Below are 19,196 nucleotides of genomic sequence, written 5' to 3'. Positions count from 1 at the left end.
CCTCAGGCCCCGTACACCGCCCCCGGCGTCGGCGCCTGCTCGATCAGTCCCGCGACCACCGCGTCCAGCTCCGCCGGGTCCCAGCGGGCGCCCTTGTCGGCGGTCGGGCCGTGCTGCCAGCCGTCGGCGACACCGATCTTGCCGCCCTCGACTTCGAAGACGCGGCCGCTGACGGCGCGGGAGCGGTCGGAGCCGAGCCAGACGACCAGCGGGGAGACGTTCTCCGGGGCCATGGCGTCGAAGCCGGTTTCGGGGGCGGCCATCATCGTGCTGAAGGGGCCCTCGGTCATGCGGGTGCGGGCGGCGGGGGCGATGGCGTTGACGGTCACGCCGTAGCGGCCCAGTTCGGCGGCGGCCTGGATGGTCAGGGCGGCGATGCCGGCCTTGGCGGCGGCGTAGTTGCCCTGGCCGACCGAGCCCAGCAGGCCCGCGCCGGAGCTGGTGTTGATGACGCGGGCGTCGTTGAGGTTGCCCATCTTGTACTGGTCGCGCCAGTGCGCGCCGGCGTGGCGGAGGGTCAGGAAGTGGCCCTTCAGGTGGACGCGGACGACGTCGTCCCAGTCCTGCTCCGAGAGGTTGACCAGCATCCGGTCGCGCAGGAAGCCGGCGTTGTTGACCAGGACGTCGAGCTGGCCGAACGCGTCCAGCGCGGTCTGCACCAGCGCGGCGGCGCCGTCCCAGGTGGCGATGTCGTGGTGGTCGGCGACCGCCTCGCCGCCGGCCTTCTGGATCTCGGCGACCACTTCCTGCGCCGGGGCCTCGCTCCCGTCCCGGCCGTCGGCGCTTACGCCGAGGTCGTTGACCACGACTTTGGCGCCCTGCCTGGCGAACTCCAGCGCGTGCGCACGCCCCAGGCCGCGACCGGCTCCGGTGACGACGGCGACGCGGCCTTCGCAGATCCCTGCCATGACTGCTCCTCACAAATGTTCGGCGTTGGCGGCGTCGAGGAACGCCGGACGCGTGCCACCGCCGTCCAGAAGTATCGCCGTGCCGTTGAGGTAGGAAGCGAACGGCGACGCCAGCAGGACACACAGATCACCGACATCGTCCGGCTCGGCCAGCCGCCCCAGGGCGATGGTGCGCGCCACGGCCGCGACGCCGTCCTCGTCGCCGTAGTGCAGATGCGCCTGCTCGGTGCGGACCGGCCCGACGGTGATCGCGTTGACCCGCACCCGCGGTGCCCACTCGACCGCGAGCGTACGCGTCAGGTTCTCCAGCCCGGCCTTGGCGGCGCCATACGCCGCCGTGCCGGGGCTGGCGCGGCGGGCACTCTCGCTGGAGATGTTGATGATGTGGCCGCCGCCGTCCTGGCGCTGCATGACGTGGTTCGCCTCCTGCGCCACGGTCAGCGGGGCCAGCAGGTTGAGGCCGACGATCGCGGCCGAGAACCGCGGGCTCGCCTCGGCGGCCAGCGCGTAGGGCGCGCCGCCGGCGTTGTTGACGACCAGGTCCAGGCGCCCGTGGTCGGCGACGACGCCCTCGACCAGGTCCCGCACCTGCTCGGCGACGCGCACGTCGGCGGTGCGGTGCTCCGCGCCGGCCGGCAGCGGCCTGTCGGGGACGGTCCGGCCGCAGCTCACGACGGTCGCGCCGGCGGCGAGCAGGCGCCGCGTGACGCCGCGCCCGACGCCCCGGCCGCCGCCGGTGACCAGGGCGACGCGGCCGGTCAGGTCGAGGGTCAGGGGCACGGTCGGAGCCTACCAAGCAAGTGTTAGGTTGGGAAGGATTCGCCGTCCCGCCCCAAGAACCGCCTGCGTGCCAGACTGGACCAGTGCCGCTGACCGTATCGATCCTGGGCCCCCTCGAGATCCGCCTCGACGGCGCGCCGGTGGCCCTCGGCGGCGCGCGTCTGCGCACCCTGATGTCCCGGCTCGCGCTGGACGCGGGGCGCGCGGTCACCGTCTCGGCGCTCATCGACGCGCTGTGGGCCGACGAGCCGCCCGAAGGCGCCGCGAACGCGCTGCAGTCGCTGATCTCGCGCGTCCGCAAGGTCCTCGGCGATCCCGCGCTGCTCGCCGCCGCGCCCGGCGGCTATCGGCTCGCGATCGCGCCCGAGTCCGTGGACGCCGTGCGCTTCGAAAACCTCTCGCGCTCGGGACGCGAGGCCCTGCGTGCCGACGATCCCTCCGCCGCCCGCGCGACGCTGCGCGAAGCCCTCGCGCTCTGGCGCGGCCCGGCCCTGGCCGACGTGGCCGACGCCGCCTTCGCCGTGGCGCCGGCCGCGCGCCTGGACGAGCTGCGCCTCGCCGCGCTCACCGACCGCCTGGACGCCGAGCTGCGCCTGGGCCAGGCCGCCGAGGCGCTGGCCGAGCTCGAGGCCCTCAGCGCCGAACACCCGCTGCGCGAGAACATCGCCGCGCTGCATGTCAGGGCCCTGTACGCGGTGGGCCGGCAGGCCGACGCGCTGGCCGTGTACGAGCACGTGCGGCGGGCGCTGGCCGATCAGCTCGGCATCGATCCGTCCAAGGAACTCGCAGAAGTCCATCTCGCGGTCCTGCGCAGCGATCCCGCCCTGGCGCCGCCCACGCTGGAGCACGCACCGCGCACGAATCTGAAGGCTCGCCTGACCAGCTTCGTCGGGCGCGACGAGGAAGTGGCCCGGATCGGCAAGATGCTGGACGCCTCGCGCCTGGTGACGCTGGTCGGCCCGGGCGGCGCCGGCAAGACCCGGCTGGCCGGCGAGTCGGCGCAGCGCGTCCTGGAACGCTTCCCCGACGGTGCCTGGCTCGCCGAGCTCGCACCGGTCACCGATCCCGGCGAGGTGCCGCAGGCGGTGCTCTCGGCGCTGGGACCGCGCGAGAGCCGGATGATGAGCAACAACGGCTCCCCCGCCGCGGCCGCCGCCCTGCTGCGCAGCGCCGAGGACCACCTGATCGAGTCGCTGGCCGAGAAGCGGATCCTGCTCATCCTCGACAACTGCGAGCACCTGGTCGGCGCCGCCGCCGACCTCGCCGAGACGCTGCTGGGCCACGCGCCGGGGCTGCGCGTGCTGGCCACCAGCCGCGAGCCGCTGACCATCGACGGCGAGAGCCTGTTCCCGGTGCCGCCGCTGGCGCTGCCGGACGCGGACGGCCTCGACGAGTTCTGTCTCCGGATCCGCGATTCGGAGATCGGAATCGGAAGCGGAAGCGGAGCCGGTAGCACGGGCAGCGGCACAGGCGGAATCGGAGGCGCAAGCGGAGGCGGAACCACAGCCGCAGAACCCCTCACCATCGCCGACGCCGTCCTCGCCTACCCCGCCGTCCGCCTCTTCGCCGACCGCGCCGCGGCCGTCGTCCCCGACTTCGCCGTGGACGCCGACACCCTCCCGGACGTCGTCCGCATCTGCCGCAGCCTGGACGGCCTCCCCCTGGCCATCGAACTGGCGGCCGCCCGCCTGCGCACCCTCCCCCTGCACCAGATCGCCGGCCGCCTCGGCGACCGCTTCCGGCTCCTCACCGGCGGCAGCCGGACGGCCATGCCGCGGCACCAGACGCTGCGCGCCGTCGTGGAGTGGAGCTGGGAGCTGCTGTCCGAGGACGAGCGCGACCTCGCCGAGCGTCTGGCCGTCTTCCCCGGCGGGGTCACCGCCGAGGCCGCCGCCGCGGTGACCCCCGGCCTGGACCCCGACCTCGCCTTCGACCAGCTCTGCGCGCTCGTTGACAAGTCGCTGCTGCAGGCGGTGCCGACCGAGCCCGGGCAGGACCCGCGCTTCCGCATGCTGGAGACGCTGCGCGAGTACGGCGCGGACCGGCTCAGCGGCGCCGGCCGACTGGCCGACACCCGGCGCGCGCACGCCGCGTTCTTCCTGGACCTGGCCGAGACCGCCGAACCGCAGCTGCGGCGCGGCTCGCAGATGGTGTGGCTCAAGCGCCTCAACGCCGAGCGGGACAACATCCTGGCCGCGCTGCGGTTCGCCGCCGCCGACGAGGACGCCGACACCGCCGTGCGCATCGCCGCAGCGATGACCTGGTACTGGACGCTCGGCGACCAGAACCGGGAAGGGCGCTCGTGGATGCGGGTGGCGCTGGACGTGCCGGGGCCCTCGCCGGTCGAGGCGCACGCGATCGTCACCGTGATGGAGCGGATCACGGCCGTGTTCGAGGACTACCTGTGGCAGGAGATCCCGCAGCTCACCCGGGACATCGCCGACACGATCGCCTCGCTGGACACCGTCGAGCATCCGCTGCTGGCCCTGGCCGCGGTCGTCGCGCCGATGCTCGCCGACGACCGGGAGCGGCTGGAAGCCGCGGTCGAGAAGTACATCGACCACCCGGACCCGTGGGTCGCCGCCATGCTCCACCTGATGCGCGGCATGGCCGCGGAGAACGCCGGCGTCCGCGAGCCCATGCAGGCCGATTTCGAGCGCGCCCGCGCGCTCTTCGAGGAGATCGGCGAGCGCTGGGGACTGTCGGCCTGCCTGAACGGCATGGCCTCGATGGCGATCACCGCGGGCGACGACGCCCAGGCCCTGGAGTTGCAGACCCAGGCGCTGGACCTGATCCGCGAGATCAACGCCTACAGCAGCGCCGCGCAGATCCAGATCGGCCAGGCCCAGCTGCTCAGCCGGCTCGGGCGGCCCGACGACGCGCGCGAACTGCTCGAACAGGTCCTGGAAGCGGCGCGGAACTCGGGATCGCAGATGAGCTGCTTCGTGGCCCTGATCGGCCTGGCCGAGCACAGCCGGCAGACCGGCGACCGCGACCTGGCCTGGCACTACCTGCGGATGGCCGAGTCCGAGTACGTCGAGAACTGGAACGGGCCGCCCCAGCTGCTGGCGTTCCGGGAGTCCGGCGCCGCGATGCTGTACCTGGACGCCGACGAGCCCGAGCCGGCGCGGCCGGCGCTGGCCCGGGCCTTCCAGTACGGCCTGATCGCCCGCGACGTGCCGATCCAGGGCCGGATGGCAGTCGGCGCCGCACGCTACGCCGACGCCGTCGGCCAGACCGAACTCGCGATGCGGCTGCTCGGCGCGTCCGAGGGCATGGTCGGCGCCCAGGACCACAGCGACAGCGAACGCGTGGCGCTGGTGAAGAGACTCAAAGAGCATCCCGACTACGAATCCTGCTACGCCGTCGGCAAGAACGCGGCGCGCGACGAGAACCAGGTTCTCATCGCGCGCACGCTGGGCCTGCCCGAGGACGTCGTGACCGATCCCAAGGCCGGGCTTCACACCTTGCGGCCGTAGGCGCGCAGCGCCAGCGGCATGAACACCGCGGTCAGGCCGACGATCCAGCCGAACGTCCAGAGCATGTGGTTGGCCACCGGGCCGCCCAGGAACAGCGAGCGCGAGACGCCGGCCAGGTGGGTGATCGGGTTGACGTTCACGAAGCCCTGCATCCAGCCGGGCAGCGTGTTGGTCTTCACGAAGGTGGTGCTGCCGAAGCTCAGCGGCAGGACCACCAGGATCATGATCCCCTGCACCGAGCCCGGAGTGCGGGCCACCATCCCGATGAACACCGACACCCAGCTCATCGCCAGTGCGAAGGCGACGGCCACGAGCAGTGCGGCCCCGGCCTCCAGCGGGTTGGTCTGGATCCGGAAGCCCATGGCGTAGCCGACGGTCAGGGTGATGACGGCGACCAGCGCGTAGCGGACGAAGTCCGCGAGCACGGCGCCGACCAGTGGCGCCGACCTGGCGATCGGCAGTGATCGGAAGCGGTCGAAGACGCCCTTGGAGATGTCGGTGTTCATGTTCACGCCGATCGCCGTGGCGCTCATGGCGATGGTCTGCGCCAGGATGCCGGGCAGCAGGTACTGCAAGTAAACCTTCTGCGAGCCGGCGATAGCGCCGCCGAAGACATAGGTGAAGAGCAGCAGGAAGATCACCGGCTGGAGCGTCACGTCCAGCAGGGCTTCCGGGGTACGCATGGTCTTGATCAGGCTGCGCTTGGCGAGTGCGGCGCTGTGCCGGATGGTCTTGAACGGCCTGGTGCTGCCGGTCGCGGCGCCCACGGGCACGACGGTGGCGGTGGTCATGGTGAGTCCCCTCGGAGAAGTATGTATGGGTTCTGATGCGATGGTGTGGCGGTGTTGTCGGGTGGTGGTCAGACCCCGACCGGCGCGGACGACTCGGCCTCCTCGCGCGCGCCGCGCGCCGGAGCCACCGGACGGTCGTCGCCGACCCGCCGCCCGACCAGCGAGAAGAACACCTCGTCCAGGCTCGGCAGGTGCAGCGACAGCTCGGTCACGCCGATCCCGGCCACCGACAGCCGGGCCACCACCTCGGTCAGCGCGGCGTCGTCCAGTACCGGGACCGACACCACGCCGGTGCGCGGCGACTCGGCCTTGTTCCCGGACACCTGCTGGAGCAGCGCCGCGGCCTCGGCCAGGCGCGCCGGGTCCAGCGGCTGCACGGTCAGGGTCTGGCCGCCGACGACGCGCTTGAGGCCCAGCGGGGTGTCGTGCGCGATCACCTGGCCCCGGTCGATCACCGTCACCTCGTCGGCCAGCGCGTCGGCCTCCTCCAGGTACTGCGTGGTGAGCAGCACCGTGGAGCCCTCGCCGACGAGCCGGCGCACCACGTCCCACATGTCCTCGCGCTTGGCGGGGTCCAGGCCGGTGGTGGGCTCGTCCAGGAAGATCACCGAGGGCCGGCCGACCAGCGAGGCGGCCAGGTCCAGGCGCCGCCGCATGCCGCCGGAATAGGTCTTCGCCGGGCGCTTGGCGGCCTCGGTGAGGTCGAACCACTCCAGCAGTTCGGCCGCGCGGGCCCGGGCGTCGCGCTTGGACAGGTCCAGCAGGCGGCCGATCAGCTCCATGTTCTCCAGGCCCGTCAGGTCCTCGTCGACCGAGGCGTACTGGCCGGTCAGGCCGATCGTGGCGCGGACCTTCTCGGCCTGCTTGGCGACGTCGTAGCCGCCGATGCGCGCGGTGCCGGCGTCGGCCTTGATCAGCGTGGCCAGGATCCGGACGCTGGTGGTCTTGCCGGCGCCGTTCGGGCCCAGGACCGCGTGCACCGTGCCGGGCTTGGCGTACAGGTCGACGCCCTTGAGCGCCTTCGTCTCGCCGAAGGACTTCTGCAGACCCTCGGCCTCGATCGCGTAGGTGGTCATCGACCTGTTCCCCTCGTGTCGTCATCGTTATCGTCATCGTTACGACTACGAGCATCGAGGAGGCCGCTGATAGCTCACGCACACGGCACTGACAGCACCTGACAGCCGCTGACGGGAGTCCGTCAGCGGCTGTCGAGGGAACGCGAACGCGCAGCTCAGAGCGCGAGGTGTCAGGTCGCGGACATGATCCGCGCGGACAGCGCGTCCAGTTGCTTGTCGCCCTGCGCGATGTTGTCGAAGGCCGCGGACTGGGCGTCCGGGTTGCCGCTGACGCCGCGCAGGGACTCGGTGGCGGCGGTGGCGAACGCGGTCGCCGCCGACGACCACGCCTGGGAGCCGGCGGCGTCCGGCATCGGCGGCACGGCGGCGATGCCCGGGTACGCCAGGCACAACGTGTTCGCCGCGCTCGCGACCGCGTCGGTGTGCCCGAGGTTGAGGGCGTTCTGCAGCGCGGCGGCGTCGGCGCGCAGCTTCGTCGCGCTCGCGGTCGCCTGCGCCGACCAGGTCCCGATCGCGGCGGCGGTGCCGGTCTGGGTGGTCACCGGCAGCGTGATGGCCGTCGCGGTCCGGCACGAGGCGATCGCCGCGGTGTACACCCCGGAGGTGGTGGCGCCGGTGGTGCCGGTGCTGAGGTCGGCCTGCACCGGGATCTCGTGCGGCGCGCCGTTGCCCTGCGCGCTGATCCCGTTGACCACCGCACCGTCCTTCTCCACGGCCGCGGTCCACGGCGCCGAACCGTCGCCGTTGTTGGACCGGTTGGCGAGGATGCGGGCGCCGTAGCTGACGAAGGCGGCGATCAGCAGCGCGCCGACCAGCGTGCCGACGAGGACGCGCTTCCCGGAGTAGTCGATGGCCGGATCGCGCTGGTAGCCGGGGTTCGGCTCGGCGCTCCAGGACTGCTCGGAGCCGGAACGCGGCGCTTCGCCCGGAGTGGCGGCGTAGCGGGGCGCGCCTTCGCCGGGGTCGTGGAACTCGCGGCGGGGGGTACTTACGGTGGCGGCGCGAGCCGACGCAGTAGCGGTGGTGGCCGCAGCAGCACCAGCCGGAGCAGCAGCATCGGCACCGGAACCAGCACCAGCACCAGCACCAGCACCAGCCGGAGCATCATCGTCGGCGCCGGCAGCCTCGGCCGCAAATGCACCACTCGCAGCAGCAGTGCCGGCCGCCGGTTCGCCGGCCCGAGCACCAGCGGCAGTAGTGTTGCCAGCCGATCCGCTGATCCCGCCGGCCGCGGTACCGCCTCCGGCGCTCTGGCCCGAGCCCGCGTCCCGGGCGGCGGCCGCGTCCCCCGGCTCCTGGTTCTGCTCGTCGCGGTTCGGCTGGTCGCGCTGGTCGTCCTGGGACATCGTGAGCGCTCCGATCGGTCGCGGTCCTGTTCCCTACAAGGGCCACTGTCGGTCACGTCCGTGTTTCCCGCCGCTCTGGTCACCCCTCCGAGCGACCGCTAGGATCCCAAGCAAATGCTAGGTTGCTCCACCGCACCCTCGGACCCGGGAGGCCGCCTTGGCCATCACCTGCACCAGCGAGCCCGGCGCGGCGCACCGCGGCGTCGTCACCGTCACGGTCGACCAGCCGCCGGTCAACGCGCTGCCGGTGGCCGGCTGGTTCGCGCTCGCCGAGGCGGTGCGCGCCGCCGGTCAGGACCCTGAGACCCGAGTAGTCATCCTGCGCGCCGAGGGCCGCGGTTTCAATGCCGGCGTGGACATCAAGGAGATGCAGAACACGCCCGGCTTCGACGCGCTGCTCGGCGCCAACGCCGGCTGCGCGGCCGCGTTCGCCGCCGTCTACGACTGCCCGGTGCCGGTGATCGCCGAGGTCGCGGGGTTCTGCGTCGGCGGCGGGATCGGTCTGGTGGGCAACGCGGACAGCATCGTGGCCAGCGACGACGCGTACTTCGGACTCCCGGAGGTGGACCGGGGCGCGCTCGGCGCGGCCACGCATCTGGGGCGGCTCGTGCCGCAGCACTACTTGCGGACCATGTATTACACGGCGCGCACCGTCTCCGCGCAGCGACTGCTGGAGTTCGGCTCGGTCTGGGACGTGGTGCCGCGCGAGAAGCTGCACGAGACCGCCCTGGAGCTGGCCGCCGAGATCGCCGCCAAGCACCCGGCGGTGATCCGGGCCGCCAAGGCCGCGCTGAACGGCATCGACCCGGTCGACGTCAAGCGCTCCTACCGCTTCGAGCAGGGCTTCACCTTCGAGATCAACCTGGCCGGGGTGGCCGACGAGGAACGCGACAAGTTCGGGGCCGAGAAGGAAGGCAAGGCGTGAGCATGCGCGACAAGCGGATGACCGTCGACGACGTGGTCGCCGAGCTGCGCGACGGCATGACGGTCGGCATCGGCGGCTGGGGCTCGCGGCGCAAACCGATGGCCCTGGTGACCGCGATCGCCAAGTCCAGCCTGAAGGACCTGACCGTCGTGTCCTACGGCGGCCCGGACGTCGGGATGCTCTGCGCGACCGGCAAGGTGCGCAAAGCGGTCTACGGCTTCGTGTCCCTGGACTCCATCGCCCTGGACCCCTACTTCCGCAAGGCCCGCCAGGAAGGCGGGATCGAGGTGTCGGAGTTCGACGAGGGTGCGCTCCAGTGGGGCCTGTACGCCGCCGCGCTCCGCCTGCCGTTCCTGCCGACCCGCGCCGGCCTCGGCACCGACGTCATGCGCAACAACCGCGACCTGCGGACCGTCGACTCGCCCTACGACGACGGCGAAAAACTCCTCGCGATGCCCGCGATCCACCTGGACGCCGCCCTGGTCCACCTGAACCGCGCCGACATGTACGGCAACACCCAGTATCTGGGTCCTGACATCTACTTCGACGACCTCTACTGTCTGGCGGCCAAGAAACGCTACGTCTCCTGCGAGCGCATCGTCGACACCGCCGAGCTGCTGGCCGCCGGGCCGCCGCAGTCGTTGAAGATCAACCGGATGATGGTGGACGGAGTGGTCGAGGCCCCCGGCGGTGCGGGCTTCACCAGCTGCGTCCCGGACTACGGCCGCGACGAGGCGGCGCAGAAGGCGTACGCGGGCGGCGACGTCTTCGTGGAGGCGAGCCGATGAGCGACGTGACACGCGCCGAGGTCAGTACCCACACAAAGATCTGCACCCGCGCCGAGATCTGCGTGGCGGCCTGCGCCGAAGCCTGGCGCGGCGACGGCGAGATCATCGCCTCCCCGATGGGCCTGATCCCGGCCCTCGGCGCCCGGCTGGCCAAGCTGACCTTCGCCCCCGGCCTGCTGCTCTCCGACGGCGACGCGAACTTCCTGACCGACCCCACGGGCACTGATTCGCACGTCGAGGCGCACATCCCCTACCGCCAGCTGTTCGACTTCGTCTGGCACGGCTCGCGCCACGTGATGATGGGCGCCAGCCAGCTGGATAAGTTCGGCAACCAGAACATCTCCGCCATCGGCACCGACTTCGCCCGGCCCAAGGCGCAGCTGATCGGCGTGCGCGGCGCGCCGGGCAACACCGTGAACCACCCGACGAGCTACTGGATCGCCAACCACTCCCCCAAGGTGTTCGTGGAGAAGGTGGACGTCGTCTCAGGGCTCGGATACGACCGGGCGCGCGGCGTGGGGCACCCGGCGCGGTTCCACGAGCTGCGCCGGGTGGTGACCAACCTGGCGGTCTTCGACTTCCAGACCCCGGACCACCGGATGCGCGTCCGCTCGATCCATCCCGGCGTCACGATCGACGAGGTGGTCGACGCGACCGGTTTCGTCCTGATCGGGACCGACAGGGGGCGGATAGAGCCCACCCCGCAGCCGGACGCCGAGGCGCTGCGGCTGATCCGCGAGGTCCTGGATCCGGAGGACACCCGCGAGCGCGAAGTCCCTTCCACGAGAACCGGAAGGCGCTGACCGCGCATGCTGGAGCAGCGGATCCGTACCCGGTGGACGGAGCTCGTGGGCGTCCGGCACCCGATCGTGCAGACCGGCATGGGCTGGGTCGCCGGTCCGCACCTGGTGACCGCGACGGCGAAGGCCGGGGCGCTGGGGATCCTGGCCTCGGCGACGATGTCCTACGACGAGCTGGCCGCGGCGATCCGCGAGGTGAAGGAGCGTACTGATGCTCCTTTCGGGGTGAATCTGAGGGCTGACGCCGCCGACGCCGGCGAGCGCGTGGATCTGCTGATCAAGGAGGGCGTACGGGTCGCGTCCTTCGCGCTGGCGCCGAAGCGGGAGCTGATCGCGAAGCTGAAGGACGCCGGGACCGTCGTGGTGCCGTCGATCGGGGCGAGGCGGCACGCCGAGAAGGTCGCGGCGTGGGGCGCGGACGCGGTGGTGGTGCAGGGCGGCGAGGGCGGCGGGCACACCGGCGGCGTCGCGACCAGTCTGCTGCTCCCGCAGATCACGGCGGCGGTGGACATCCCGGTGCTGGCGGCCGGCGGGTTCTTCGACGGCCGCGGGCTGGCGGCGGCGCTGGCGTACGGGGCCGAGGGCGTGGCGATGGGGACGCGGTTCCTGCTGACGTCGGACTCGCGGGTCCCGGAGGCGGTGAAGGCGCTGTATCTGGCGGCGGACGTGAACGGGACCGTCGCGACGCCGAAGATCGACGGCGTGCCGCACCGGGTGCTGCGCACCGGGCTGGTCGAGCAGATCGAGCGCTCGGGCCGGGTCGGCGCGCTCGTGCGGTCGGCGCGCAACGGCCTGGCGTTCAAGAAGATGACCGGCATGTCCCTGCGCGCGATGGCCAAGGACGGCCTGGCCATGCGCAGGCACCACGGCCTGCGCCTGGGGCAGGTCGTAATGGCCGCGAACACCCCGATGCTGCTGAAGGCCGGGCTGGTGCGCGGCGATCCGGCGGCCGGGGTGCTGTCCTCGGGACAGGTCGTCGGGCTGATCGAGGACCTGCCGAGCTGCGAGGAACTCATCGACCGGATCGTCGCCGAGGCGGTGGCGGCGCTGGTCGGCGCGTCGGCCTCGGTAGTGGGCTAACTTGGCGGTTATGACTTACGACACCCCCGCGAGCACGGTCCGCCTGCGTCCTTTCACTCTCGACGACTGCACGGTCATCGAGGCCAACCCGCCGACGCCGGACGACCGGTTCAGCTTCTACGGGTTCAACGTGCCCGGCCGGCTGCGGCGGCTCGTGGAATCCGGCGAAGCGCACCCGAAGTGGGGCGACCTGAGCGGCCGGCTCGCGGTCGAGGCGGAGGGTGAGTTCATCGGGGACGTGAGCTGGCACCCGGAGAGCTACGGTCCGATCCCGGCGCCGGCGGTCAACTTCGGGATCGGGCTGATCCCGTCGGCCCGGGGCAAGGGCTACGGCGCCGAGGCGCAGCGACTGCTCGTCGCATACTTGTTCGACTTCACGACGGTGAACCGGGTCGAGGCATCGACCGACGTGGAGAACATCGCCGAGCAGCGGTCCCTGGAGAAGGCCGGGCTGCTGCGCGAGGGAATCATCCGCGGCTGCCACTTCCGCGAGGGCAAGTACAACGACATGGTCTCCTACGCGATCGTCCGAGCGGAGTTCGAGGAGGCGCGCGCGGGTGCCCGCGGGACCCGGGTGACCACCGGGTTCACCGCGTAGCGCGAATCTGTCGGCGGCCGGACGGATAATCCAGCCATGCGCGCGTCTCGACTCGTCTCCCTGCTCCTGCTGCTGCAGACCCGGGGACGGATGACGGCCCAGCAACTCGCCGACGAGCTGGAGGTCTCGGTCCGCACCATCTACCGGGACGTCGAGTCGCTGCACGAGGCCGGCATCCCGCTCTACGGCGACGCCGGCCCGGCCGGCGGCTACCAGCTGCTGGCCGGCTACCGCACCCGGCTGACCGGCCTGTCGGCGGACGAGGCGCAGGCCATGTTCCTGGCCGCGCTGCCGGGGCCGGCGGCCGAGCTCGGGCTGGGCTCGGTGATGGCTGCCGCGCAGCTGAAGGTGAAGGCCGCGCTGCCGCCGGAGCTGGCCGACCGCAGCGGCCGCATCCAGGAGCGCTTCCTGCTCGACGCGCCCGGCTGGTACGACGACGGGGACACCAGCCCGTTCCTGCCGGCGGTCGCCGAGGCGGTGTGGAACCAGCGGCGGATCAGGGTCCTGTACCGGCGCTGGACCGAGCCGCCGGAGGTCGAGCGGACGCTGGCGCCGTACGGCATCGTGCTGAAGACCGGGAAGTGGTACACGGTCGCGGAGTCGGCGGGGCGGGTCAACACGTACCGGGTGAATCAGATCCTTGAGCTGACCACGCTGGAGGACGAGGACTCGCACTTCGAGCGCCCGGCCGACTTCGACCTCGGCGCCTTCTGGTCCCGGCAGGTCGCGGAGTTCCGGACCAGGCTGATCCAGGGCGAGGCGATGATCCGGCTCTCGCCGGACGGCCGGCAGCGGCTGGAGGAGGTCATGGCGGCGGACGTGGTGAACGCGGTCAACGCCAGCGCCGAGGACGACTGCGAGCGCGCGGGGTGGGTGAAGGCCACGGTGCCGATCGAGTCGCTGACGCACGCGCACGGGCAGTTCCTGGCGCTGGGGGCCGGGGTCGAGGTGCTGGCACCGACGGACCTGCGGGAGCGGATCGCGGAGACCGCCGCGGGGTTGGCTCGGATGTACGGCGGCGAGAAGTAGGGCGAGCGCGCCGCGACTGCCGTGCCGGTCTACGGCGCGCTGTCAGTACTGGTCTCAGTGTTGCCGTCGGTGCTGGTCTCAGTCCTGGTCTCAGCGCTCTGAGAATCCCAGGCGGTGGAGAAAGGTTCGGCCGGGCCGAGGGCTCCGTCGTCGAACCACCACTCGTTGTCGTCCCCGGTGTTCGGCACCGGACACGCCGGGGTGGTGACCACGGGCGCCGAGACCTGGTACGAGTCCGCGACCCGCGCCGCGACCACCGCCGCGGCCGCCCCCACCGGCGCCGCCACCACAGCCATGGCGGAGACGAGCAGGACACCCAGGGTGAAGCGGCGTCGGACTGACTTCGGGACACGCAAAAGAGACCACCCCTGGCTTCGAAAAGCTTGAGCGTTGGCATCCCTGCGCCAGCCATACCAACACGCTGCGGCGAGACGGTCAAGCGGTGGTGGTCAGGCAGCGGTGGTCAAGCGGCGGCGGTCAGCTACAAGCGGACTCGCCGACCATCTCCCGGACGAACGCCCGCACCACCGCTCCGGCCTCCGGCGCGAACTTCCGGTTCGCGTCCGGGTAGTCCACGGCCGGATCGGGGACACCCTTCACGATCTTGAACAGGTGGTCGGCGTTCGGGATGCTCACGTCCCAGGCGTCCTCGTCGTCGCGCAAGGCGTCGGCGACGCGCGCGACCTCCGCACCGGTGACCTGGACGTCCTTCGTGCCCCGCACCACCAGAACCGGGAAGTCGTCGCCGAGCGAGCGCGCCAGCTGCGCCGGGTCGTACTTGTCGGCCTGGGAGAGGAAGGTGGCGTTGACCGGGCTCAGCAGCGCCTTCAACGAGGGGTCGTCCAGGCCGGCCGGGACGCCGTGGCCGGCCCGGATCGAGGCGAAGGCGTCGCGCATCTGCTGGATGTAGTGCGCCGCCGCGGCGGCCGTGATCGCACCCGAGGCGGCAGCCTTCTGATACGCCTCGGTCAGCTGCGTCGCGAGCAGGTCCAGGTAGCGCTCGCTCAGCGGGGCCGCGAGGATGACGGCGCGCGGCGCCAGCGCCGTCCCCTTCAGCTCGTTCGCCAGCAGCAGCGCGAACAGACCGCCCTCGCTGTGTCCGACGATGACCAGGCGGTGCGGGTCGACGCCGGGCTGCGAGGCCATGGTGCGGTAGGCGTCGAGCGCTTCCTGCGCGAAGAGGGTGAAGTCGATGCCCGCACCGCCGGGGTGGTGGCCGGGTCCGCCGAGGCCGGCCGTGCCGGACCCGAGCTTGTCGTAGCGCAGCGAGGAGACGCCGGCGGACGCCAAAGCCTTGGCGAAGTTCAGATTCGTGTCCAGGTGCGGGTATTGCGGATCGTCGCCGTTGCGGTCCGTCGGGCCGCTTCCCGAGATGATCAGGGCTGCTGCGCCGTCGCGGTCGGCCGCGGGCAAGAAGGTCGCCGGGAGCGTGTCGCCGGCGCTGGTGAAGGTCAGGTCGTAGGACGCGGACGGCCGGCAGTCGGCCGCCGCCGAAGCCGAGGCGCCAGGCGCCGATGCGGCGACAAGAGCGATGGCCGCCGTGGCCGCGGCAGCACCGCGAACTCCACGAACTCCACGAACTCCACGCATGAGAGCACTCCCAACAGGTCGGGCCCGAATCAGGCTCCATAGTTCCCATTGATATAGAACTACTAGAACAATGAGCCCGTCAATCGAACCCCGGCGACCTGCGCACACGAAGAAGCCCGGGACCGGTCGGAAACCGGTCCCGGGCTCAGAAACCCCAAGCGCTGCCTCAGCCGCGCGCCGCGGCCTCGTACTTGGCCCGCAGCTTCGGCGTCAGGTTCGCCCGCAGCGCGTCGCCGTCGTAGTGGTCCAGCACCCGCTGGTCCATCACCCGGCGCCACACCGGCGGGAACAACGCCACCACGATCATCGTCGCGTACCCGCCGGGCAGCTGCGGCGCCTCGTCGAACGACCGCAGCACCTGGTACCGCCGGTTCGGGTACGCGTGGTGGTCGCTGTGCCGCTGGAGCTGGTACAGGAACACGTTCGTCGACAGCCGGTCGCTGTTCCAGCTGTGCACCGGCTCGACCTTCTCGTACCGGCCGCTCTCAGTACGCTGACGCAGCAGACCGTAGTGCTCCAGGTAGTTCACGATCTCCAGCAGCGAGAAGCCGAACACCATCTGCAGTACCAGGAACGGCAGCACCCCGACTCCGAGCCACACCGTCAGCGCCGCGAACAGCAGCACGGTCATCAGCCACGCGTTCAGCACGTCGTTCCGCAGCGTCCACGGCGACCGCTTGCGCAGCCGGTGCTTCTTCGTCTCCAACGACCACGCGGACTTCAGCGAGCCCCACACGGTCCGCGGCCAGAACCGGTAGAACGACTCCCCCAGCCGCGCCGAGGCCGGGTCCTCGGGCGTCGCGACCCGCACGTGGTGCCCGCGGTTGTGCTCGACGTAGAAGTGCCCGTAGCCGGACGGCGCCAGCGCGATCTTCGACAGCCAGCGCTCCACTTCCTCGCGCTTGTGCCCGAGTTCGTGCGCGGTGTTGATGGCGATGCCGGTCACGATGCCGACGGTGATGACGATGCCGACCTTCGACGCCGGGTTCACATGAGGCTGGCTCCAGGCCCACGCGCCGAGCACCAGCGACCCGAATTGCAGGGGCAGGTACAGGAACGTGAGCACCCGGTAGTACCAGGCCGACTGCAGCTGCGCCTCGCGCTCGACCGGCGGGTTGCCGGCGTCCTCGCCGATCAGCCAGTCGCCGACCGGCACCACGACGTACACCAGGAACGGCGTCAGGTACCAGGCCAGCGCGTTGTCGAAGCGGTGCCACAGGCCGAAGCCGACGTACGGGAGGATCGGCACCACCAGGGCCAGCGGCCACAGGTACCGTTTGCCGTCCTGCCAGGCCTGCGTCTCCGGTCGCAGGCCGGTGGAACCGAGGGTCGACGCCGACATAGCCACAGCCTCCCGCTGCTCAGCACGCTTTCGGGGGAATCCGCTATTGGATCCCTTGCACAATGAGAGTGGCACGCATCACACTGCAGAGCAAGGGTCCACCTTGACAGGAGAGCCATGAATGACAAGCCCTCGCCTCCGTGGTTCGGCGGAGTGATCCTCGGTTGCCTCGCTCTGGCCACCGTATGGATCCTCACATACACCCTCTCCCCGCTTCCCGGACAACACGCGCTCGGCGGCTGGAACTACGCGATCGTGGGCGTTTTCATCACCGGCTTCATCGGCCTGTCGATGCTGTGGCACGGCGACCCCCTGGAGAAGAAGCGGCAAGAGGTACGGGCCGCGCGGGCCCGGAAATCAGGGCTCGAACACTGACGGGCCTCCGCGCCCGATGGACGCGAAGACCCGTGTGCTGCGGCTAAGCCGAATCCGCGATCGAGGACGATGTCCGGCTTGCTATGCGGTTACCACCAAACCGGCTGACCGTCGTCGTAACCGCCGATGCAGATGCCGTATCCGGGCGCGATCTCCTGGACCTGACCGCCGGAGCTGATGCAGCCGTAAATGGAGACCCGGGGATGGACTTGGGCGACCGGGGAGCCTGCGGTGGGAGTGGCGGCCGCGCTGGCAGCGGTGGCCGGGACGAGAACGACGCCGGCCGCGAACGCGGTGCCGACAGCGAGCATGGCGAACTTCCTCATGCGAGTACTCCTTCGAATGATCGACCAGGCACAAAGGGTGCCCTAAGAAGGCTCGCACGGACGCCCGGGGGTCGGCGCACTCCGATACCTCCGCGTGGGTGATCACCCGCGACCAAAAGCCAGGTCAGACCGGATACGCCAGGTCGGACCCCGGCTACGTCACGGCAGAACCGGGCGGCTCGGACCGGACCGGACCGGATGCGATCAGCTCAGGAGTTGTCGCACTGCGACTGGCTGATGTCCTTGCTGCTGCCGAACTGCTGCTGCTCCTGGATGGAGGTCCCCAGCACCGCCGCGACCCCCTGCAACTGGTACGCGATGCGGAAGCTGCCGGCCTTGCACGGCTGCGTGATGTTGATGTCCGTGTAGTCCGGTCCGGGGATGCCGGTGAACGCGCGGGCGTCGCCGTCGTTCGTCCACGGGCTGCTGCCGTCCTTGCGGTACTGGAGCTGCAGGACCAGCGAGGTCTGCTTCGGCGGCGTGGCGCACTTGATGGCGACCGTCGACAACACTTCCTTGTTCAACGGCCGCGGGTCGTCCGCGATTTTGACGTTGCAGTCGTACTCGGTGGCGGTCACCTTGAAGTGATGCCCCGAGCTGGTCGTCGGCCGCACGATGAGAAACAGCAGCAGTACCACTGCGGCGACGGCGGCACCGGCTTTCATGTTCGTGCTCATCGCTATTCAGCGTACTGCCGGGAATCAGTGCGGTCACGAGATTCAGGAACTGATAAGCATCACAGATCGCACACGTTTCAGCGAACGTTTCCCGACCGGTACAACGGTGCAGTTCAGAGCCTTTCGATGATGGTGACGTTCGCCTGCCCGCCGCCCTCGCACATCGTCTGCAGGCCGTAGCGGCCGCCGGTGCGCTCCAGTTCGTGGAGCAGCGTGGTCATCAGACGCGCGCCGGTGGCGCCGAGCGGATGCCCCAAGGCGATCGCGCCGCCGTTGACGTTCACCTTGGAGAGGTCGGCGGCCGCCTCGTGCGCCCAGGCCAGGACCACCGGCGCGAAGGCCTCGTTGATCTCGATGAGATCGATGTCGTCCAGCTTCATACCGGCCTTGCGCAAAGCATGTTCCGTGGCCGGGATCGGCGCGGTGAGCATGAAGATCGGGTCTGCGCCACGGACGGAAAGGTGGTGGATCCGAGCGCGTGGCGTGAGGCCGTGCGTCCGCACCGCGTCCTCGGAGGCGATGAGCAGTGCGGCGGACGCATCAGAGATCTGCGACGAGACCGCGGCGGTCAGGCGGCCGCCCTCGACGAGCGTCCGCAGGCCGGCCATCGCCTCCTTGGACGTGTCCCGCCGCGGGCCCTCGTCGACCGCGAACCCTTCGTACGGCACGATCTCGCGCTCGAACCGTCCCTCGTCGATCGCCGCTAGGGCGCGCCGATGGGACTCAAGAGCGAAGTCCTCCATCGCGTCCCGGGAGATGTCCCACTTCTCGGCGATCAGCTCGGCGGCGTGGAACTGCGACACCGGTTGGTCGCCGTACCGCGCTTTCCAGCCCTTCGATCCGGAGAACGGGTCCGTGATGCCGAACTGCGTCGCGACCGTCATCGCGGCGGCGATCGGGATCTGCGACATGTTCTGCACGCCGCCGGCCACCACGAGATCGGCCGTGCCGCTCATCACCGCCTGGGCCGCGAAGTGCACGGCCTGCTGCGAGGATCCGCACTGCCGGTCCACGGTCACGCCGGGCACCTCCTCGGGCAGTCCGGCGGCCAGCCACGCGGTGCGCGCGATGTCCCCGGCCTGCGTCCCGATGGTGTCGACGCAGCCGAACACGACGTCGTCCACGGCCGCCGGGTCCACGCCGGCGGCGTCCACGACGGCCTTGATGACGTGCGCTCCCAGGTCGGCCGGATGCGCCGCGGACAACGCACCCTTCTTGCGCCCGACCGCGGTTCGCCGTGCCTCGACTATGTAGGCCTCAGCCATGCGTGCGTCACTCTCCCTGCC

Annotated in this window: 19 protein-coding genes; 8 read left to right on the top strand and 11 right to left on the bottom strand. The window is 71.0% G+C overall.

All coding sequences use genetic code 11. From position 1 onward, the window contains the following. Nucleotides 1–2 precede the first annotated feature (2 nt). Both ABH920_RS47800 and ABH920_RS47795 read right to left on the bottom strand, forming a co-directional pair. Nucleotides 3–908, bottom strand: a complete 906-nt coding sequence (locus tag ABH920_RS47800; RefSeq protein WP_370356103.1) for an SDR family oxidoreductase — start codon at nucleotides 906–908, stop codon at nucleotides 3–5. Between the two features lie 9 nt (nucleotides 909–917). After that, nucleotides 918–1,688, bottom strand: a complete 771-nt coding sequence (locus ABH920_RS47795; RefSeq protein ID WP_370356101.1) for an SDR family oxidoreductase — start codon at nucleotides 1,686–1,688, stop codon at nucleotides 918–920. 83 nt (nucleotides 1,689–1,771) lie between these two features. Between ABH920_RS47795 and ABH920_RS47790 the strand changes: the two genes are divergently transcribed. Then, nucleotides 1,772–5,167, top strand: a complete 3,396-nt coding sequence (locus ABH920_RS47790; protein WP_370356099.1) for a BTAD domain-containing putative transcriptional regulator — start codon at nucleotides 1,772–1,774, stop codon at nucleotides 5,165–5,167. Here the strand turns inward: ABH920_RS47790 and ABH920_RS47785 are convergent. From ABH920_RS47785 to ABH920_RS47775, 3 genes are all read right to left on the bottom strand, one after another. Continuing rightward, a complete protein-coding gene (locus tag ABH920_RS47785) occupies nucleotides 5,149–5,958 on the bottom strand; it encodes an ABC transporter permease (RefSeq protein WP_370356097.1) in 810 nt (269 codons plus the stop codon). The two genes, ABH920_RS47790 and ABH920_RS47785, sit on opposite strands and share 19 nt — an antisense overlap. Nucleotides 5,959–6,026: 68 nt before the next feature. Further along, complete coding sequence (locus ABH920_RS47780; RefSeq protein ID WP_370356095.1) at nucleotides 6,027–7,034, bottom strand: ATP-binding cassette domain-containing protein; 1,008 nt, start codon at nucleotides 7,032–7,034, stop codon at nucleotides 6,027–6,029. Between the two features lie 170 nt (nucleotides 7,035–7,204). Continuing rightward, nucleotides 7,205–8,380: a hypothetical protein gene (locus ABH920_RS47775; RefSeq protein ID WP_370356093.1), complete on the bottom strand. Its 1,176-nt coding sequence runs from the start codon at nucleotides 8,378–8,380 to the stop codon at nucleotides 7,205–7,207. Nucleotides 8,381–8,537: 157 nt separating this feature from the next. Here ABH920_RS47775 and ABH920_RS47770 point away from each other — a divergent pair, with 157 nt between their 5' ends. The 6 genes from ABH920_RS47770 to ABH920_RS47745 are packed head-to-tail and all read left to right on the top strand — an operon-like array spanning nucleotide 8,538 to nucleotide 13,600. Beyond that, nucleotides 8,538–9,305, top strand: coding sequence for an enoyl-CoA hydratase family protein (locus ABH920_RS47770; RefSeq protein WP_370356091.1), 768 nt, complete (start codon nucleotides 8,538–8,540; stop codon nucleotides 9,303–9,305). A gap of 2 nt (nucleotides 9,306–9,307) precedes the next feature. Next, the gene (locus ABH920_RS47765; RefSeq protein WP_370356151.1) at nucleotides 9,308–10,093 is read left to right on the top strand and encodes a CoA transferase subunit A; all 786 of its coding nucleotides are present in this window, start codon (nucleotides 9,308–9,310) and stop codon (nucleotides 10,091–10,093) included. After that, nucleotides 10,090–10,896: a CoA-transferase subunit beta gene (locus ABH920_RS47760; protein ID WP_370356089.1), complete on the top strand. Its 807-nt coding sequence runs from the start codon at nucleotides 10,090–10,092 to the stop codon at nucleotides 10,894–10,896. Before ABH920_RS47765 ends, ABH920_RS47760 begins: the two co-directional genes overlap by 4 nt. 6 nt (nucleotides 10,897–10,902) lie before the next feature. After that, the gene (locus ABH920_RS47755) at nucleotides 10,903–11,973 is read left to right on the top strand and encodes an NAD(P)H-dependent flavin oxidoreductase (protein ID WP_370356087.1); all 1,071 of its coding nucleotides are present in this window, start codon (nucleotides 10,903–10,905) and stop codon (nucleotides 11,971–11,973) included. A gap of 10 nt (nucleotides 11,974–11,983) precedes the next feature. Next, nucleotides 11,984–12,571 (top strand): GNAT family N-acetyltransferase, encoded by a 588-nt coding sequence (locus ABH920_RS47750; RefSeq protein ID WP_370356085.1) that lies wholly within the window; start codon nucleotides 11,984–11,986, stop codon nucleotides 12,569–12,571. 36 nt (nucleotides 12,572–12,607) lie between these two features. After that, the gene (locus ABH920_RS47745; protein WP_370356083.1) at nucleotides 12,608–13,600 is read left to right on the top strand and encodes a helix-turn-helix transcriptional regulator; all 993 of its coding nucleotides are present in this window, start codon (nucleotides 12,608–12,610) and stop codon (nucleotides 13,598–13,600) included. Nucleotides 13,601–13,629: 29 nt separating this feature from the next. Here ABH920_RS47745 and ABH920_RS47740 read toward each other — a convergent pair whose 3' ends face one another. The 3 genes from ABH920_RS47740 to ABH920_RS47730 all read right to left on the bottom strand — a co-directional run bounded on the left by ABH920_RS47740 (nucleotide 13,630) and on the right by ABH920_RS47730 (nucleotide 16,532). Beyond that, complete coding sequence (locus ABH920_RS47740; protein WP_370356081.1) at nucleotides 13,630–13,896, bottom strand: hypothetical protein; 267 nt, start codon at nucleotides 13,894–13,896, stop codon at nucleotides 13,630–13,632. Between the two features lie 181 nt (nucleotides 13,897–14,077). Next, complete coding sequence (locus ABH920_RS47735) at nucleotides 14,078–15,190, bottom strand: alpha/beta hydrolase family protein (protein ID WP_370356079.1); 1,113 nt, start codon at nucleotides 15,188–15,190, stop codon at nucleotides 14,078–14,080. Nucleotides 15,191–15,356: 166 nt separating this feature from the next. Then, nucleotides 15,357–16,532, bottom strand: coding sequence for an alkane 1-monooxygenase (locus tag ABH920_RS47730; RefSeq protein ID WP_370356077.1), 1,176 nt, complete (start codon nucleotides 16,530–16,532; stop codon nucleotides 15,357–15,359). Between the two features lie 117 nt (nucleotides 16,533–16,649). Here ABH920_RS47730 and ABH920_RS47725 point away from each other — a divergent pair, with 117 nt between their 5' ends. Continuing rightward, nucleotides 16,650–16,907 carry a cell division protein CrgA gene (locus ABH920_RS47725; protein WP_370356075.1) on the top strand — a complete coding sequence of 86 codons (258 nt, stop codon included), beginning with the start codon at nucleotides 16,650–16,652 and terminating at the stop codon, nucleotides 16,905–16,907. Nucleotides 16,908–16,996: 89 nt separating this feature from the next. Here ABH920_RS47725 and ABH920_RS47720 read toward each other — a convergent pair whose 3' ends face one another. The 3 genes from ABH920_RS47720 to ABH920_RS47710 form a co-directional block, all read right to left on the bottom strand. Further along, nucleotides 16,997–17,233, bottom strand: a complete 237-nt coding sequence (locus ABH920_RS47720; protein WP_370356073.1) for a hypothetical protein — start codon at nucleotides 17,231–17,233, stop codon at nucleotides 16,997–16,999. Nucleotides 17,234–17,442: 209 nt separating this feature from the next. Beyond that, nucleotides 17,443–17,910 (bottom strand): hypothetical protein, encoded by a 468-nt coding sequence (locus tag ABH920_RS47715; RefSeq protein ID WP_370356071.1) that lies wholly within the window; start codon nucleotides 17,908–17,910, stop codon nucleotides 17,443–17,445. Between the two features lie 113 nt (nucleotides 17,911–18,023). Further along, a complete protein-coding gene (locus ABH920_RS47710) occupies nucleotides 18,024–19,175 on the bottom strand; it encodes an acetyl-CoA C-acetyltransferase (RefSeq protein WP_370356069.1) in 1,152 nt (383 codons plus the stop codon). Between the last annotated feature and the right edge of the window lie 21 nt (nucleotides 19,176–19,196).

The sequence above is a fragment of the Catenulispora sp. EB89 genome (assembly GCF_041261445.1).
GTDB lineage: Bacteria > Actinomycetota > Actinomycetes > Streptomycetales > Catenulisporaceae > Catenulispora.
This window is presented reverse-complemented; position numbering and strand designations above follow the sequence as displayed.

What these genes read in the sequence shown, in the direction of transcription:
- ABH920_RS47800 (WP_370356103.1), bottom strand. Translation starts at nt 908, where the DNA reads ATGGCAGGGATCTGCGAAGGCCGCGTCGCCGTCGTCACCGGAGCCGGT.
- ABH920_RS47785 (WP_370356097.1), bottom strand. Translation starts at nt 5,958, where the DNA reads ATGACCACCGCCACCGTCGTGCCCGTGGGCGCCGCGACCGGCAGCACC.
- ABH920_RS47780 (WP_370356095.1), bottom strand. Translation starts at nt 7,034, where the DNA reads ATGACCACCTACGCGATCGAGGCCGAGGGTCTGCAGAAGTCCTTCGGC.
- ABH920_RS47775 (WP_370356093.1), bottom strand. Translation starts at nt 8,380, where the DNA reads ATGTCCCAGGACGACCAGCGCGACCAGCCGAACCGCGACGAGCAGAAC.
- ABH920_RS47765 (WP_370356151.1), top strand. Translation starts at nt 9,308, where the DNA reads ATGCGCGACAAGCGGATGACCGTCGACGACGTGGTCGCCGAGCTGCGC.
- ABH920_RS47760 (WP_370356089.1), top strand. Translation starts at nt 10,090, where the DNA reads ATGAGCGACGTGACACGCGCCGAGGTCAGTACCCACACAAAGATCTGC.
- ABH920_RS47755 (WP_370356087.1), top strand. Translation starts at nt 10,903, where the DNA reads ATGCTGGAGCAGCGGATCCGTACCCGGTGGACGGAGCTCGTGGGCGTC.
- ABH920_RS47750 (WP_370356085.1), top strand. Translation starts at nt 11,984, where the DNA reads ATGACTTACGACACCCCCGCGAGCACGGTCCGCCTGCGTCCTTTCACT.
- ABH920_RS47745 (WP_370356083.1), top strand. Translation starts at nt 12,608, where the DNA reads ATGCGCGCGTCTCGACTCGTCTCCCTGCTCCTGCTGCTGCAGACCCGG.
- ABH920_RS47740 (WP_370356081.1), bottom strand. Translation starts at nt 13,896, where the DNA reads ATGGCTGTGGTGGCGGCGCCGGTGGGGGCGGCCGCGGCGGTGGTCGCG.
- ABH920_RS47735 (WP_370356079.1), bottom strand. Translation starts at nt 15,190, where the DNA reads ATGCGTGGAGTTCGTGGAGTTCGTGGAGTTCGCGGTGCTGCCGCGGCC.
- ABH920_RS47730 (WP_370356077.1), bottom strand. Translation starts at nt 16,532, where the DNA reads ATGTCGGCGTCGACCCTCGGTTCCACCGGCCTGCGACCGGAGACGCAG.
- ABH920_RS47725 (WP_370356075.1), top strand. Translation starts at nt 16,650, where the DNA reads ATGAATGACAAGCCCTCGCCTCCGTGGTTCGGCGGAGTGATCCTCGGT.
- ABH920_RS47720 (WP_370356073.1), bottom strand. Translation starts at nt 17,233, where the DNA reads ATGAGGAAGTTCGCCATGCTCGCTGTCGGCACCGCGTTCGCGGCCGGC.
- ABH920_RS47715 (WP_370356071.1), bottom strand. Translation starts at nt 17,910, where the DNA reads ATGAGCACGAACATGAAAGCCGGTGCCGCCGTCGCCGCAGTGGTACTG.
- ABH920_RS47710 (WP_370356069.1), bottom strand. Translation starts at nt 19,175, where the DNA reads ATGGCTGAGGCCTACATAGTCGAGGCACGGCGAACCGCGGTCGGGCGC.